Raw genomic sequence first — 12,905 nt, 5'->3', positions numbered from 1 at the left:
ACGGGGTCATGCATGATTTCATGCACTGGCTTTTAGCACACTGTTGAGTTCTCAAGAAACGGACGCGACCACCATCACCCAGAACCCGTCACCAGGCCCTAACGCTCCGGGGCGTTTCGCTTCGTTCTGCCTCTATTCTGGCGAGTCCGGTTATTCGTGTCAAATCAACTCGATTTGCTTCGAATTCCGTTTTTTACCAAGAATTTCGGCTACCCCGTTTCCGGGGCAACCCCTCGAACTTACCTGATCCCCGACACCTCGTCGAATCGAGACGAGACATCCGAGATCGGATCAGAGGGAGGGAGTGACCGAGAGCCTAACAACCGGAACCCCTTGGGGTGTTCCGACTCGCCGGACCCTCAGCGCGAGAGAAAGACTAGCACCGGTTGGGAGGTGCTGGAGACAACTTAGGCAACTTCACTGTCCTGCCCCGTCTCCAGCACTCCCAAACCTCATCTGGCACACCTATGCCGGCAGGGCGGCGAGCTGGGCCTCGAGACGAGAGATGTCCTCGGCGGCCTGCTCGGCACGCCGGCGTACCTTCGCCACGACGTCCTCGGGGGCCTTGGCCATGAACTGCTCGTTGCCGAGCTTCGCCGTGACCTGCGCCTGCTCCTTGCGCGCCACGGCCAGGTCCTTCTCCAGCCGCTTCCGCTCGGCGACGACGTCGATGGCGCCGGCCGTGTCGATCTCCACGAGCACCGTGCCGACGGTGAGCCGGGCTGTCGGATTGAAGGTGTCCGCCGGCTCGTCCAGGCGCAGCAGGACCCGGATCGCGTCCTCATGGGCCGCGAGAGCCGTACCGGACAGGGACAGTCGCGCGGCCACGCGCTGGCCGGGCTTCAGCCCCTGGTCGGATCGGAACCTGCGCACCTCCGTCACGAGGTTCTGCAGCGACACGATCTCCTGCTCGGCCGCGGGGTCGAGCAGGTCTGGCGACACCGATGGCCAGGGAGCGACGACGATCGACTCCCTGCCCGTCAGGGCACGCCACAGTTCCTCGGTCACGAACGGCACGAGCGGGTGGAGCAGCCGCAACAGCGCGTCGAGGACGTGCCCCAGCACGCGCTTGGTGTTCTCGGCCACCGCACCGCCCTCGGCGAACTGCACCTTGGCCAGTTCGACGTACCAGTCGAAGACCTCGTCCCAGGCGAAGTGGTAGAGGGCGTCCGAGGCCTTCGCGAACTCGAACTCCTCGAAGGCCGCGTCGACACTCGCGACGACCTCCTGCAGCCGGGACAGGATCCACCGGTCGGCCGCGGTGAGGTCATCGGGCAGGCCGTCGGAGACGGCCCCGTTCATCAAGGCGAACCGGGTGGCGTTCCAGATCTTGTTGCAGAAGTTGCGGGATCCGGCCGCCCAGTCCTCGCTGATCGCCACGTCGGAGCCGGGGTTGGCACCGCGGAGCAGCGTGAAGCGTGTGGCGTCCGCGCCGTATCGCTCGATCCAGTCGAGCGGGTCGACGACGTTGCCGAACGACTTCGACATCTTCTTGCCGAACTGGTCGCGCACCATGCCGTGCAGCGCCACAGTACGGAACGGCGGCTGGCCGTCCATCGCGTACAACCCGAACATCATCATCCGGGCCACCCAGAAGAACAGGATGTCGTAGCCGGTGACCAGGACGGTCGTCGGATAGAAGCGGGCCAGCTCGGGCGTGGCGTCGGGCCAGCCCAGCGTGGAGAACGGCCACAGTCCCGAGGAGAACCACGTGTCGAGGACGTCCTGATCCTGCTCGTAACCGGCCGGCGGCTCCTCGTCGGGACCCACGCAGACCATGTCGCCGTCCGGGCCGTACCAGACGGGGATCCGGTGGCCCCACCACAGCTGGCGGGAGATGCACCAGTCGTGCATGTCGTCGACCCAGTCGAAGTAGCGCTTGGCCAGCTCCGGCGGATGGATGCGGGTGCGGCCGTCACGCACCGCGTCGCCGGCGGCCTTGGCCAGCGGTGTGACGTTCACGAACCACTGCAGCGAGAGCCGCGGCTCGACCACGGTCTTGCATCGGGAGCAGTGGCCGACCGAGTGCACGTACGGGCGCTTCTCGGCGACGATGCGACCCTGCTCGCGCAGCGCGGCCACGACGGCGGGCCGTGCCTCGAACCTGTCGAGGCCCTGGAAGGGCCCATGGGCGGTGATGATGCCGCGCTCGTCCATGATGACGAGCGACTCCAGCGAGTGGCGACGCCCGATCTCGAAGTCGTTCGGGTCGTGCGCGGGGGTGACCTTGACCGCGCCGGTGCCGAACGAGGGATCCACGTGCTCGTCCGCGACGATCGGGATGCGCCGCCCGGTGAGCGGGACCTCGACGTACTTGCCGACCAGGTGCGCGTAGCGCTCGTCGGCGGGGTGAACGGCGACCGCGGTGTCGCCGAGCATGGTCTCCGCACGGGTCGTGGCGACGACGATCTCCTCGTCATCCGAGCCGTATCGGATCGAGACGAGCTCGCCGTCGTCGTCGCTGTGCTCGACCTCGATGTCGGACAGAGCGGTCAGGCAGCGGGGGCACCAGTTGATGATCCGCTCGGCGCGGTAGATGAGCCCGTCGTCGAACAGCTTCTTGAAGATCGTCTGGACGGCCCGGGAGAGCCCCTCGTCCATCGTGAAGCGCTCGCGGGACCAGTCCACCCCGTCGCCGAGCTTCTTCATCTGGCCGAGGATCCGGCCGCCGGACTCCTCCTTCCACTGCCAGACGCGCTCGACGAACGCCTCGCGACCGAAGTCGTGGCGGGACAGGCCGTCCTTGGCGATCTCGCGCTCCACGACGTTCTGGGTGGCGATGCCGGCGTGGTCCATGCCGGGCAGCCACAGCGTCTCCATCCCCCGCATCCGGGCCCGCCGGGTGAGCGCGTCCTGGATCGAGTGGTCGAGCGCGTGGCCCACGTGGAGCGACCCGGTCACGTTGGGCGGAGGAAGCACGATGCTGTACGGCTCGCGCCCGCTGCCCGGGTCCGCGGTGAAGTAGCCCGCCGATACCCAGCGCTCGTAGCTCCGGGTCTCGACATCGGCGGGGGCGTACTGGGTGGGCAGCTCAGACGTAGTCACGCTGCCCAATTCTAGGGACGTCCGGACGCCACCCGAGCCGTCGCCGCACACCCTGTGGACAACAACACGGCCGGAGAGTGGCCTGTCAGGCCGACTTCTCCCTCGGAGTCCGCTGCTGCTTGGCCTGCAGCTGGTCGCGCGGCACGAGGGTCGGGTTCACGTGCTCCAGCACGGCCTCGCGGGTGATGACGACGCGGGCCACATCCTGGCGGGAGGGCACCTCGTACATCACTGACTGGAGGACTTCCTCCATGATGGCGCGCAGACCGCGGGCGCCGGTGCCGCGCAGGATGGCCTGGTCGGCGATGGCCTCCAGCGCGTCGTCGGTGAACTCCAGCTCGACGTTGTCCAGCTCGAGCAGGCGCCGGTACTGCTTGACGAGCGCGTTGCGCGGCTCGGTGAGGATCTGGATCAGCGCACTCCTGTCGAGGTTGTGCACCGACGTGATCACCGGCAGCCGGCCGACGAACTCGGGGATCATGCCGAACTTGAGCAGGTCTTCCGGCATGACGTCCGAGAAGATGTCGGAGGAGTCCATCTCCTCCTTGGAGTGGATGATCGCGTTGAAACCGATGCCCTTCCTACCGACCCGGGATTCGATGATCTTCTCGAGGCCGGCGAAGGCGCCGCCGCAGATGAACAGCACGTTCGTGGTGTCGATCTGGATGAACTCCTGATGGGGGTGCTTGCGCCCGCCCTGCGGCGGCACGCTCGCCGTGGTCCCTTCCAGGATCTTGAGCAGGGCCTGCTGCACACCCTCGCCCGACACGTCCCGCGTGATCGACGGGTTCTCGCTCTTGCGGGCGATCTTGTCGACCTCGTCGATGTAGATGATGCCGGTCTCGGCCTTCTTGACGTCGTAGTCGGCGGCCTGGATCAGCTTGAGGAGGATGTTCTCCACGTCCTCACCGACGTAGCCCGCCTCGGTCAGCGCGGTCGCGTCCGCGATGGCGAACGGCACGTTGAGCATCTTGGCGAGCGTCTGCGCGAGCAGGGTCTTGCCCGACCCGGTGGGGCCGAGCAGCAGAATGTTGGACTTGGCCAGCTCCAGGCCGTCGTCGCGGCCCCGTTCACCGGACTGGACGCGCTTGTAGTGGTTGTAGACAGCCACCGACAAGGCCTTCTTCGCCTTGTCCTGCCCGATGACGTACGCGTCCAGGAACTCGTAGATCTCACGGGGCTTGGGAAGGTTGTCCCACTTGAGCTCGGAGGACTCGGACAGCTCCTCCTCGATGATCTCGTTGCAGAGATCGATGCACTCATCGCAGATGTAGACGCCTGGTCCGGCGATGAGCTTCTTGACCTGCTTCTGGCTCTTGCCGCAGAACGAGCACTTCAGCAGGTCTCCCCCGTCGCCGATGCGTGCCACCCCAGATACTCCTTTGCGTGGGACCGCCTGCCGCCGCGGTCGCTTCCGTCCGCACCCTCTGCGCGATCCGCTGATCGCGATCCGGTGCGAAAACGTCATCCCGCTCAGGTTTCGACGTTACCGTCTCTCGGGCCCTCAGTGAGCCCCCTAGCGGTGAGTCGCACCGGAACGTGCCCAAATGGGCACCGTTCCGGTGCGGCAACCTCCTCAGGAAGCGGCGACCGCCGCCGCACGCTTCTTCCGCGACGGGATGATGTCGTCCACCAACCCGTACGCCTTCGCCTCCTCGGCGCTGAGGATCTTGTCGCGCTCGATGTCCTTGCGAACTTCGTCGGGCGACTTGCCCGAGTGCTTCGCCACGAGGTCCTCCAGGAGCGACCTCATCCGCAGGATCTCACGAGCCTGGATCTCGATGTCGCTGCCCTGTCCGCCGCCCTCGGTGTAGGGCTGGTGGATCAGCACGCGGGCGTTCGGCAGCGCGAACCGCTTGCCCGGCGTGCCGCCGGCCAGCAGGATCGCGGCGGCCGAGGCCGCCTGCCCCAGGCAGACCGTCTGGATCTCGGGCCGGACGAACTGCATGGTGTCGTAGATCGCGGTCATCGCGGTGAACGAGCCGCCCGGCGAGTTGATGTACATGCTGATGTCGCGGTCCGGGTCGAGCGACTCCAGCGTGAGCAGCTGCGCCATCACGTCGTTCGCCGAAGCGTCGTCGATCTGGACGCCGAGGAAGATGATGCGGTCCTCGAACAGCTTGTTGTAAGGGTTCATCTCCTTGACGCCGTACGACGTGCGCTCGACGAAGGAGGGAAGGACGTAGCGGCCGTTGATGTCACCCGGCCGGATCAGCTCACTCATCTGGGAAGCTCCAGTCACGAGACGGCGCCCTCGGAGGGCACCTGGCGGGCGCTGCGCACCACGTGGTCGATGAAGCCGTAGTCCTTGGCCTCCTCGGCCGTGAACCAGCGGTCCCGGTCGGAGTCGCGCTCGATCTGCTCGAGCGGCTGGCCGGTGTGGTAGGCGATCCGCTCCGCGAGCGTCTTCTTCACGTAGAGCATCTGCTCGGCCTGGATCGCGATGTCAGCCGCGGTGCCGCCGATGCCGCCGGACGGCTGGTGCATCATGATCCGGGCGTGCGGGAGCGCGTACCGCTTGCCGCGGGCGCCGGCGCAGAGCAGGAACTGCCCCATGGAGGCGGCCAGACCCATGGCGACCGTGCAGACGTTGTTCGGCACGTACTCCATCATGTCGTAAATCGCCATGCCGGCGGTTACCGAGCCACCAGGGGAGTTGATGTACATCCAGATGTCACGGTCGGGGTCATCGGCGGCGAGGAGCAGGAGCTCAGCGCACAGCCGGTTGGCCACCTCGTCGTTCACCTGGGTGCCGAGCACCACGATCCGCTCACGCAGCAGGCGCTGGTAGAGCTGGTCCTCGAGGCGGGAGGGGCCACCCTCCGGGCTCCGGGCCTCGAAGCCGGAACCACCGGTCGGGAAGAAGGTCGGCGGGCTGGTCACAGCGTCACCTTCCGATGCTCGTAATCGATTGGCTTTGCTTGTGACCTTAACGCGCGGCGCAGACAGGTCATGCCCGTGCGCCGTACTGTTCGCTGTCGGCGCATGCCCGGCCCGCGACGGGCATGCACGCCGCTTCGCTCGTGTTTCCCGCCAGTGGCCGGACCGCCGAGACACATGTGTCACGGCCGTACGCTTGCTCCCCGACCACGGTAATAAACAAATTTTCAGGGATTTGCCCGCATATAACCGGAAACCCCCGGCGCACCCGAGTGCGACGGGGGTTCCATGGTCGCCGCCGCCCCGGCCCGCCCTATGGCAGGCCGGCGGCGGATGTCAGGCGAGAGCCTTGGAGATCAGCTTTCCTTGGTCTCGTCGGCGGGCTCCTCGCCCGCCTCGTCCACGCCCACGGCCTCCTGCTCGGGGTTGAGCTCGGCGTAGATGGCCTGGATGTCCACCTCGTTGCCCGCGGTGTCGGTCACCTTGGCCGCGTCCCCGATGACGGTCTTGGCCTTCTCGCGCACGATCTCCATCATCGCCAGCGGGAGCTGGTTGTTGTCGGCGAGGTGCTGGGCCAGCGTGTTCGGCGCGACACCCATCTGCATGGCGCGGCGCACCACGAAGTCGGTCAGCTCCTGCTCGCTGACGCCGATCTCCTCCGCCTTGACGATCTTGTCGAGCACGAAGCCCGACTTCAGCGCCTTGGCCGCGTTCGCCTCGTACTCGGCGAACAGCTCCTCCTCGGTGGTCTGCTGGAGACGGAGGTACGCCTCACGGCTCAGCCCGCTCTCGGCGACCTGGTGCTCGAGGTTGTGCTTGCGCGCGTCGATCTCCGTCTGGAGCGCGCTCTCGGGCAGCGGAATGTCGATCCTGTCCAGCAGCGCGTCGAGGGCCTTCTCGCGGCTCTGCACGACCTGGTCCACCAGCTTGTTGCGGCGAACCTGCTCACGGATGCTGTCCTTGAGCTCGTCGAGCGTGTCGAACTCGCTGGCGAGCTGCGCGAACTCGTCGTCCAGCTCGGGCAGCACCTTCTCCTTGACCGACTTGACGTTGATGATCACGTCGGCCTCCTCGCCGGCGTTCTCACCGCCGACGAGCGTGGTGCGGAAGGTCTTCTCGTCGCCCGCGGCCATGCCCTGCAGCGCCTCGTCCAGGCCCTGCAGGACCGAGCCCGCGCCGACCTCGTAGGACACGTCGGCGGCCTGCTGCTCCTCGAGGTTGCGGCCGTCGATCTCGGCGCGCAGGTCCATCACGACGAAGTCGCCGTTCTGAGCCGGCCGCTCGACACCGGTCAGCGTCGCGAAGCGCTGGCGCAGGGCCTCGAGCTGGGCGGTGATGTCCTCGTCGGTCACCTCGGCGGCGTCGACCACGATCTCGGCGCCCTGGTAGTCCGGGACGTCGAAGGCGGGGCGGATGTCCACCTCGGCGGTGAACTCGACCTGCTCGCCGTCCTCGATCTTGGTGACCTCGATCTCCGGCTGACTGACCGGGAAGACCTCGGTCTCGTCAACGGCCTGGCCGTACAGCTTGGGCAGGGCGTCGTTCAGGGTCTCCTCGAGAACCACCGCGCGGCCGAAGCGCTGCTCGATGATCCGGGCCGGCACCTTGCCAGGACGGAAGCCGGGCACGCGCACCTGCTGCGCGACCTTCTTGTACGCGGCCTGCAGGCTCGGCTCGAGCTCCTTGAACGGCACCTCGACGGTGAGCTTGACCCGGGTAGGGCTGAGCTCCTCGACAGCGGTCTTCACGGGGTGGTCTCCTTGATCCAGCATCTGGTGATCGCGGGCACGTCGTGCACGGCAACCGCGGCACAGTAACGCGCGCCGCGCCCACGTGAAAGGCGCAGGATCACCGTCTCGCCTGCACGCGACCTGTCCGGGCATGCTCGACTGTGGCGGGTGTCCAACGCCAAGGGCAGTCTAGAGCAGATGAGGCCCGGTAGCGACTGATCAGAGGTCGGCCATGATCTGCCGTAGCAGGTCCACCGTCTCCGTGGGAGTGGTGCTGACCGCGCAGAGGCGTTCCATGACCTCGCTGTAGCGGTCGACCTCTTCCCGTTTGTCCAGGTAAAGCGCGCTGGCGAGCTGCTCGACGTACACGATGTCGGGCAGGTCCGGGTCGGCGAACCGCAGGATGCTGAAGGCGCCGCCTTCGGCGGCGTGTCCTCCGTAGCTGAACGGGATGACCTGAATCGTCACGTTGGGCTGGTTCATCAGGTCGATGAGGTGCTGGATCTGGCCCCGCATGACGTCGACACCGCCGATCGGGCGGCGCAGCGCGGCCTCGTCGATCACGGCCCAGAACTTGGGGCTGTTCCCGCCGTCGAGGATGCGCTGACGTTCCAGCCGCAGGTCCACCCGCCTGGCGATCTCCTCCGGCGCCGCGCCGACCGCGCCGGCCATGATGACGGCGCGCGCGTACTCCTTGGTCTGCAGCAGACCGGGAACGAACTGCACCTCGTAGGTGCGGATGCGCTCGGCCGCCTCCTCCAGGCCGACGTACGCCTGGAACCACGAGGGCAGGAGGTCGTTGAACCTGTGCCACCAGCCGGGCTCGTTGGCCCTTTCGACCAGGTTCATCACGACATCGCGCGTCTCCTCGTCCTCCACTCCGTAGAGGGCGAGAAGGTCGGCGACATCGCGTTCCTTGAACCCGACCCGGCCCAGCTCCATCCGGCTGATCTTCGACTCGGACGCCCGGATGCACTGGCCGGCCTCGTCACGGCTGATGCCCTTGCTCTCACGAAGCTTGCGGAGCTGGGAACCGAGAAGGATGCGCAGAGCCGTCGGACCCGATCCAGCCTGGATCTGTATCACGGCGCCTCCCTCTCACCTCGGCCCTGTGTGCCGCCAAGGGACGACCCGTACGACACCCCCAGCCCACACAGTGTCACCACTCCGGGCTCCGATGACAAGGTCTGATCTACGTGTCCCTGACAGTCAGCACTTCCGCCATGTGCGTCTGCACATGACAACTGCACGTGCATTTGGGTCTTGCAGCAGCAGGAGCCGCTGATCCATCATGTCTTAGGTGCATATTGGGCTAAATGTGCACCAGTCATCGATTCAGGCCAGCGGGAGGTACGGGCAACCATGTCGGACGAGCCCAAATCCGGCGGCCAGCTGACCCGCGACGTGGGATTCGGCTGGTTCCGGAGGGCGGCAGGTCCGTCCGATACCACGATGTGCCCCCTGGCCCCCCAGGCCGATTCGGTCAAGACCGCACGTGACGTCACCCGGACGACCCTACGAGAGTGGGGGCTGTCGGAACTGAGCGACGACGCGGCACTCGTGGTGAGCGAACTGGTGACGAACGCTGTTCGTTACGCTCTGTGTCCGGCGGACCGCACCGGTGACCCGCCGATAACGCTGACGCTCGTACGCATCGCGCCGCACGTGCTGCTCGCCGTCTCGGACCCGAGTGACCAGGCACCGTCGCCGGCGCAGCCCGACTTCGTCTCGGAGCACGGACGAGGCCTGTACATCGTCGAGACCTACAGCCAGGCCTGGGGCTGGGACGCGCTGGACGAGGGCGGCAAGGCCGTCTGGGCCCTCTTCCGCACCGGGGACTGACGTTCTCCAGCGACCCCGCAGCCGCCGGGGCCATGTTTTGTGATGTCCGTGCCAGACACAGGACAACCGGGGAGATTCTCCCGCCGTAACCGGGTATGTCGGATTTCGACCCCCCTCTCACCTGGCTCTACTCATGGTCGCGAGGACATGCCCGTCGGGGGGTCGCATGGGAACCTCAGGTCTCGGCTGGTGCAAAGCCGGTCTCACTGCTGCCGGCACCGTCACGCTTCTCGCCTTGGGAGCCGCGAGCGCCTCGGCGGCGCCCGCTCCCCACGGGGACGACGTCGATCAGTCGACACGTACCAACGTCACGAACGCGATGAAGGGCGAGGCACTGGCGCACGTCACATACCGCGCGTACGCGAAGCAGGCGGACAGGGAGAATCTGCCGGAAGCTGCGGCGCTGTACCGGCGCACCGCGCACACGGAATTACGCGAGCACCTCACCGAGCAGGCGAAACTCATCGGCCTGGTCGGCGACAACGCCACGAACCTCGGCGACAGCATGAGCGGCGAGTCCTACGAGGCGACGAAGATGTACAAGAACTTCGCCAAGCAGGCAAGGGCCGACGGCGACCGGCAGGCGGCCCGACTCTTCTCCGAGATAGCCAAGGACGAGGCCGCGCACCACGCGAAGTTCGTCAAGGCGGCGAAGGCCATCACCGATCCGTCGTCCGGCACGGTCATCCCAACGGACGTACAGGCCAAGCCGGTCGAGATACGGGCGGGCAAGCCCAGGGTCTCGTCGGACCGGACGCTGGAGAACCTGCGTACGGCGATGAAGGGCGAGGCCTTCGCCTACGCGAAGTACACCCTCTATGGGGACAAGGCCCGGGAGACCGGTCAGCCGAGGCTCGCCAAGCTGTTCCACCGCACCGCCGCCGTCGAGCGCACCGAGCACTTCGCCGAGGAGGCGAATCTGGCCGGCGCGGTCCGGGACACCGCGGCCAACCTGTGCGCGACGATCAAGGGGGAGACGCACGAAGGCACGCAGATGTACCCCGATTACGCGCGCCAGGCCTCGGCCGCCGGAGACACCGCGGCGGCGCGCGTGTTGAAGGACACGGCGAAAGACGAACTCAAGCACGCGAAGGCCTTCTCCGGTCAGCTGTCCAAGCTCGGCGGCCGATGCCCCACGTCGAGCTGACCGATCCGGCACGGTCGTGCCGGGGGCACGCGACGGGAACGGCGAGAAATCGGAGGCCGTGAAAGACCAAGGCCCAGAGTCGGGAGCACTCCCCCGACCTGGGCCTTCATGGTCAGAGCGGACGACGGGAATCGAACCCGCGTAGCCAGTTTGGAAGACTGGGGCTCTACCATTGAGCTACGTCCGCGCGCGCCCGGTGTCCATCTGGTCTAGACTTCATCCGGTCGTCAGGGCGTAAGCGTACCGGAGTCTCGGAGCGCACGCGTACCCGACGAGACGGGGCGTGGCGCAGCTTGGTAGCGCGCTTGCTTTGGGAGCAAGAAGTCGCAGGTTCAAATCCTGTCGCCCCGACCAGCTCTCACGCATTTCTCACGCCGCTTCCGGCAGGCGGGAGCGGCCTCGTCCGCTCCCGCGCACCGCAGGATCGAGGCGACGACACCCCGCCGCCGACCGCACCAGCCGGGCTCCGGGCCTCCGGCGCGTTTCTATAACCTGTTCTCGCCGTACCTCCGGGACCCTGAGGAGCACCATGGGCGACCTGGTCCTCGTCGACCGGCCTGCCGAGGCCGTCGCGGTCGTGACGCTGAACCGTCCGCGCAAGTACAACGCGCTCTCCAAGGCGCTGCTGGAGGAGTTCCGCGACACGCTGGAGCGGCTCGCGGCCGAGCCTGACCTGCGCGCGATGGTCCTCACCGGGGCCGGCCCCGCTTTCTGCGCCGGCCTGGACCTCGGTGAGCTGGAAGCGGGGGTGAGGATCGGCCATCCCGACTCGATCCTCCCGCTGCGGAACTTCCCCGTGCCCGTGATCGGGGCGGTCAACGGCGTCGCGGTGACCGGCGGCCTGGAGTTCGCGCTCGCGTGCGACTTCAGGATCGCCAGCGAACGGGCGCGGTTCGCCGACACCCACACCCGCGTCGGAATCGTGCCCTCCTGGGGCATGACCGCCCGGCTGAGCCAGGCGGTCGGGCAGGCGTGGGCCCGGCAGATGACGTTCACCGGGGACTTCGTCGACGCTCCCCTCGCGCTGCGCATCGGACTGGTGAACGAGGTCGTCGCGCACGACCGGCTGCTGCCCCGGGCCGTGGAGCTCGCGCGGAGCATCGCGACGACGACGCCGCAGACGCTGGGCAGGATCCGGGAGATCTACGACCTCCTGCGGGACGGCACCGGCGCCGACGGCCTGCGGGCCGAACTGGAGACCGGCCGAGGCGGGCTCACCATCGCCGCCCCCGAGGACTTCGCCGCCCGCAGGCGCGCCGTGCTCGACCGGGGCCGGACCCAGAGCCGGTGACAGTCACTCCTCCTCCACGTACGGGTGGGTGAGGAACTCGATGGCGTGGCCGTCGGGGTCGTCCACGTACACCCCGCGGCCGTGATGGCGGTGGTTGACCTGCTGCGGCTCCTGGTGGTGCGGCCCGCCCCAGTACGGCAGGCCCCGCTCGGCGATGCGGGCGCAGATCTCGTCGAACTCGTCCTCGGAGACGAGGAACGCCAGGTGCTGCATGACGATCCGGTCCCGGCCGACGATCGAGTCGGCGTAGTCGATCGTCACGCCGTTGGCGACCCGGACCGTGGCGAACGGCCCGAACGCGCCGGGCTCCGGCTCGCCGAGCAACCCGGTCAGGAACCGGGCGGACTCGAAGCGGTCACTGCTGTGCACGATCGTGTGGTCCAGTCGAGCGGTCACGGCGCCCTCCAGGTTTTCCGCGGTCCTCATCAACCCAATACCGTGGACAGGTGATCGACAAGCACATCTCCCGCGTGCTCGGGCTGCTCGGACAGGACGACACGCTTCGCGTCCTCGCCGGACTGGTCCTGCGTCCCGGCGAGCCGCTCGACAAGGTCACCGGGCTGACCCCGGAGGCGGCGGCCAAGGCTCTGGACCGGCTGGCCAGGGGCGGCCTCGCCGTACGGGAGGAGGACGGCTGGCGGGCGCGGCCCGAGACCTTCCGCGACCTGCTGCGCACGGTCCCCTCCACGCCGGCCGACCCGATGGACGCGTTCCTGGTCGACGGGCGGCTCGTCTCCATACCGGTGAAGCGGGCCAAACGGCTGATGGTGCTCGACTACATCGCGCAGGTGTTCGAGGTGGGCGTGCGCTACCAGGAGAAGGAGGTCGACGTGGCACTACGGGCGTTCCACGACGACCACGCCGCGCTGCGCCGCTACCTGGTGGACGAGGGGTTCCTCACCCGGGAGGCGGGCGTCTACTGGCGCTCGGGGGGAACGGTCTGACGCAGCCGTCTGACCGGGTCCGGCCA

The 12,905-nt window shown here is 67.5% G+C and carries 11 protein-coding genes and 2 tRNA genes; 5 read left to right on the top strand and 8 right to left on the bottom strand.

Going from position 1 to position 12,905, the window contains the following annotated elements; genetic code table 11:
* Positions 1 to 465: 465 nt before the first annotated feature.
* From HHX30_RS34920 to HHX30_RS34895, 6 genes are all read right to left on the bottom strand, one after another.
* Complete coding sequence (locus HHX30_RS34920; protein ID WP_169987689.1) at positions 466 to 3,054, bottom strand: valine--tRNA ligase; 2,589 nt, start codon at positions 3,052 to 3,054, stop codon at positions 466 to 468.
* Positions 3,055 to 3,130: 76 nt separating this feature from the next.
* Positions 3,131 to 4,414 carry an ATP-dependent Clp protease ATP-binding subunit ClpX gene (gene clpX / locus HHX30_RS34915; RefSeq protein ID WP_169952773.1) on the bottom strand — a complete coding sequence of 428 codons (1,284 nt, stop codon included), beginning with the start codon at positions 4,412 to 4,414 and terminating at the stop codon, positions 3,131 to 3,133.
* Positions 4,415 to 4,621: 207 nt separating this feature from the next.
* The gene (locus HHX30_RS34910; RefSeq protein ID WP_169987687.1) at positions 4,622 to 5,269 is read right to left on the bottom strand and encodes an ATP-dependent Clp protease proteolytic subunit; all 648 of its coding nucleotides are present in this window, start codon (positions 5,267 to 5,269) and stop codon (positions 4,622 to 4,624) included.
* Positions 5,270 to 5,283: 14 nt separating this feature from the next.
* Complete coding sequence (locus tag HHX30_RS34905; RefSeq protein ID WP_169987685.1) at positions 5,284 to 5,928, bottom strand: ClpP family protease; 645 nt, start codon at positions 5,926 to 5,928, stop codon at positions 5,284 to 5,286.
* A 353-nt stretch (positions 5,929 to 6,281) separates the two neighbouring features.
* Positions 6,282 to 7,673 carry a trigger factor gene (gene tig, locus HHX30_RS34900; protein ID WP_169987683.1) on the bottom strand — a complete coding sequence of 464 codons (1,392 nt, stop codon included), beginning with the start codon at positions 7,671 to 7,673 and terminating at the stop codon, positions 6,282 to 6,284.
* A 201-nt stretch (positions 7,674 to 7,874) separates the two neighbouring features.
* Positions 7,875 to 8,741 (bottom strand): helix-turn-helix transcriptional regulator, encoded by an 867-nt coding sequence (locus HHX30_RS34895; protein ID WP_169987681.1) that lies wholly within the window; start codon positions 8,739 to 8,741, stop codon positions 7,875 to 7,877.
* A gap of 276 nt (positions 8,742 to 9,017) precedes the next feature.
* Between HHX30_RS34895 and HHX30_RS34890 the strand changes: the two genes are divergently transcribed.
* Both HHX30_RS34890 and HHX30_RS34885 read left to right on the top strand, forming a co-directional pair.
* The gene (locus tag HHX30_RS34890) at positions 9,018 to 9,497 is read left to right on the top strand and encodes an ATP-binding protein (protein WP_169987679.1); all 480 of its coding nucleotides are present in this window, start codon (positions 9,018 to 9,020) and stop codon (positions 9,495 to 9,497) included.
* Between the two features lie 235 nt (positions 9,498 to 9,732).
* Positions 9,733 to 10,644, top strand: coding sequence for a ferritin family protein (locus HHX30_RS34885; protein ID WP_211593087.1), 912 nt, complete (start codon positions 9,733 to 9,735; stop codon positions 10,642 to 10,644).
* A gap of 116 nt (positions 10,645 to 10,760) precedes the next feature.
* Here the strand turns inward: HHX30_RS34885 and HHX30_RS34880 are convergent.
* A tRNA-Gly gene (locus HHX30_RS34880) sits at positions 10,761 to 10,831 on the bottom strand.
* Positions 10,832 to 10,921: 90 nt separating this feature from the next.
* Here HHX30_RS34880 and HHX30_RS34875 point away from each other — a divergent pair.
* Positions 10,922 to 10,998, top strand: a tRNA-Pro gene (locus tag HHX30_RS34875).
* A 175-nt stretch (positions 10,999 to 11,173) separates the two neighbouring features.
* On the top strand, positions 11,174 to 11,935 hold the full coding sequence (locus HHX30_RS34870; protein ID WP_169987677.1) for an enoyl-CoA hydratase: 762 nt from the start codon (positions 11,174 to 11,176) through the stop codon (positions 11,933 to 11,935).
* Between the two features lie 3 nt (positions 11,936 to 11,938).
* Here HHX30_RS34870 and HHX30_RS34865 read toward each other — a convergent pair whose 3' ends face one another.
* Positions 11,939 to 12,331 (bottom strand): VOC family protein, encoded by a 393-nt coding sequence (locus HHX30_RS34865; RefSeq protein WP_169987675.1) that lies wholly within the window; start codon positions 12,329 to 12,331, stop codon positions 11,939 to 11,941.
* 50 nt (positions 12,332 to 12,381) lie between these two features.
* Between HHX30_RS34865 and HHX30_RS34860 the strand changes: the two genes are divergently transcribed.
* Positions 12,382 to 12,879 carry a DUF2087 domain-containing protein gene (locus tag HHX30_RS34860; RefSeq protein ID WP_169987673.1) on the top strand — a complete coding sequence of 166 codons (498 nt, stop codon included), beginning with the start codon at positions 12,382 to 12,384 and terminating at the stop codon, positions 12,877 to 12,879.
* Positions 12,880 to 12,905: the final 26 nt, after the last annotated feature.

Origin of the sequence: Microbispora sp. H10836, from assembly GCF_012999525.1 — a bacterium.
Taxonomy (GTDB): Bacteria; Actinomycetota; Actinomycetes; order Streptosporangiales; family Streptosporangiaceae; genus Microbispora.
This window is presented reverse-complemented; position numbering and strand designations above follow the sequence as displayed.

Bases quoted from the DNA above. Each gene is read 5' to 3' on its own strand.
- HHX30_RS34910 (WP_169987687.1), bottom strand. From the start codon at position 5,269: ATGAGTGAGCTGATCCGGCCGGGTGACATCAACGGCCGCTACGTCCTT.
- HHX30_RS34890 (WP_169987679.1), top strand. From the start codon at position 9,018: ATGTCGGACGAGCCCAAATCCGGCGGCCAGCTGACCCGCGACGTGGGA.
- HHX30_RS34870 (WP_169987677.1), top strand. From the start codon at position 11,174: ATGGGCGACCTGGTCCTCGTCGACCGGCCTGCCGAGGCCGTCGCGGTC.